Source organism: Methylibium sp., assembly GCF_013817365.1.
Classification (GTDB): Bacteria; Pseudomonadota; Gammaproteobacteria; order Burkholderiales; family Burkholderiaceae_C; genus Methylibium.
The window spans coordinates 1-2,145 of sequence record NZ_JACDCU010000580.1; the positions used below are offsets into that span (position 1 = coordinate 1).

Sequence of the window (2,145 nt, forward strand, 5' to 3'; positions counted from 1 at the left end):
CCCAGCAGCTGCGCCGCCAGCGCCCCCGAGCCGGCGCCGAATTCCCAGACTTCACGGGTGCCGGTCGCCTCCAGCGCCTGGCCGATCTGGCGTGCCAGCGCGCGGCCGAAGAGGGGGCTCAGCTCGGGCGCGGTGACGAAGTCGCTGCCCGAGCGGGCCGACACCCCGAACTGCCGGTCGTCACGCGCGTAGTAGCCCAGGCCCGGCGCGTAGAGCGCGAGTTCCATGTAGCGCTCGAACCCCAGCCAGCCGCCGGCGCTGGCAATCTCGTCGGCGATGCGCGCCCCCAAGGCCCCGCCGGGGCTCGAAGGAGGGTCGCTGGCTACACTGACTTCGGTCGTCTTCACCCTGGCATTGTCGTATCGCATGAGCGCTTCTATCCGCCCCGTGGTGCTCGTCACCGGCAGCGCCCGGCGCCTCGGACGCGAGATCGCGCTGGAGCTCGCGGCGCACGGGTTCGACGTGGCGCTGCACAGCCACCGCACGGCGGACGAATGCGCCGACACACTCGCCGTTGCCGTCGAGTCCGGTGCGCGTGCCGAGGCGTTTGCTGCGGACCTGGCCGTCGAGGCCGACTGCGACGCGCTGCTGCCGGCGGTGGTGGCCGTCATGGGCCGCGTCGACGCGGTTGTCAACAACGCCTCGCGCTTCGAGCACGACGACATTGCCAGCTTCGGGCATGCCGCGCTGGCGGCGCACTGGCAGGTCAACACGGCTGCGCCCTTGCTGCTGGCACGTGCGCTGCATGCGCACCTGGCTGCAAGCGAGCGGCAGGGCTGCGTCGTCAACCTGCTCGACCAGAAGCTGTGGAATCCGAACCCGGACCATTTGTCCTACACCTTGTCGAAGGCCGCGCTGGCCACTGCGACGACGCTGCTCGCCCAGGCGCTTGCGCCGATCGTGCGCGTGGTCGGCGTCGCACCCGGCGTGACCCTGCCGTCCGGCCCGATGACCGACGCGGAATTCACCCGCGCCCAGGGCATGACGCCGCTGCAGCGTTCGTCCACTCCGCGCGACGTGGCGCGCGCGGTGCGCTTCCTCATCGAGTCGCCGGCCATCACCGGCACCACGCTGCTCGTCGATGGCGGCCAGCACCTGGCGACGCAGCCGCGCGACGTGCTGTTCTTGGCGCAAGGGGCGGTGCGGTGAACGGCCTGCTCGCGGACCCGCGACTCGCCGGCTGCCGACGGCTGTTCCTGCGCGATCACCTGCTGAAGGCGCATATCGGCGTGCACGCCTTCGAGAAGCGCGAAGCGCAGCGCCTGTTCGTCAACGTCGATCTCTACGTGCCGCTGGCGGCAAGCACACCGCAGCGCGACCGCCTCGACGAGGTGGTCGACTACGACTTTATTCGCAGCGTGATTGCCGACTGCGCCGGCGAAGATCACATCGAATTGCAGGAGACGCTGTGCGATGCCATCGCAACGCGCCTGCTGGAGCATCCGCAGGTGCGCGCGGTACGCGTCTCGACTGAGAAGCCCGACGTCTACGCCGACTGCGCAGCCGTCGGGGTCGAGGTCTTTCATTTCAGGCAGGAGCGACAGGCATGAGTGCCGTGATCGAAACCGAAGCCGGCCGGCGTGATTCGGCCAGGGATGCCGCCGGAGCGAAAAGCCGCCTCGAAGCCAACAAGCTCGCCAAGCGCCTGCACCGCCTCGTCGGCCAGGCGATTTCCGACTTCAACATGATCGAGCCCGGCGACAAGGTGATGGTGTGCGTCTCCGGCGGCAAGGACAGCCACGCCCTGCTCGACATCCTGATGGAGATGCAGCGGCGTGCGCCGATCGACTTTTCGCTGGTGGCCGTGAACCTCGACCAGAAGCAGCCCGGTTTCCCGGCCGAGGTGCTGCCCGATTACCTGAGCCGACTCGGCGTGCCCTTTCACATCGAAACGCAGGACACCTATTCGGTCGTCAAGCGCCTGGTGCCCGAGGGCAAGACGATGTGCAGTCTGTGCTCGCGCCTGCGCCGCGGTGCTCTCTACCGCGTGGCGAGCGAGCTGGGCGCGACCAAGATCGCGCTCGGCCACCACCGCGACGACATGCTGCAGACCTTCTTCCTCAACATGTTCTTCGGCGCCAAGCTCAAGGGCATGCCGCCCAAGCTGGTGAGCGACGACGGCAAGCACGTGGTGATCCGCCCGCT

3 protein-coding genes and 1 pseudogene are annotated in these 2,145 nt (G+C 68.8%); 3 read left to right on the top strand and 1 reads right to left on the bottom strand.

Annotated features, from left to right (window positions below):
• Positions 1-368, bottom strand: a pseudogene (locus H0W38_RS21565) (class I SAM-dependent methyltransferase); the annotation flags it as partial.
• Between H0W38_RS21565 and H0W38_RS21570 the strand changes: the two are divergent.
• The 3 genes from H0W38_RS21570 to ttcA all read left to right on the top strand — a co-directional run.
• A complete protein-coding gene (locus H0W38_RS21570; protein ID WP_292458068.1) occupies positions 367-1,149 on the top strand; it encodes an SDR family oxidoreductase in 783 nt (260 codons plus the stop codon). The pseudogene H0W38_RS21565 and the gene H0W38_RS21570 sit on opposite strands and share 2 nt — an antisense overlap.
• The gene (locus tag H0W38_RS21575) at positions 1,146-1,550 is read left to right on the top strand and encodes a dihydroneopterin aldolase (RefSeq protein ID WP_292458070.1); all 405 of its coding nucleotides are present in this window, start codon (positions 1,146-1,148) and stop codon (positions 1,548-1,550) included. Before H0W38_RS21570 ends, H0W38_RS21575 begins: the two co-directional genes overlap by 4 nt.
• Positions 1,547-2,145 (top strand): tRNA 2-thiocytidine(32) synthetase TtcA (gene ttcA / locus H0W38_RS21580; protein ID WP_292458072.1); only part of this gene is annotated, 599 nt, incomplete at its 3' end. The genes H0W38_RS21575 and ttcA, both read left to right, overlap by 4 nt.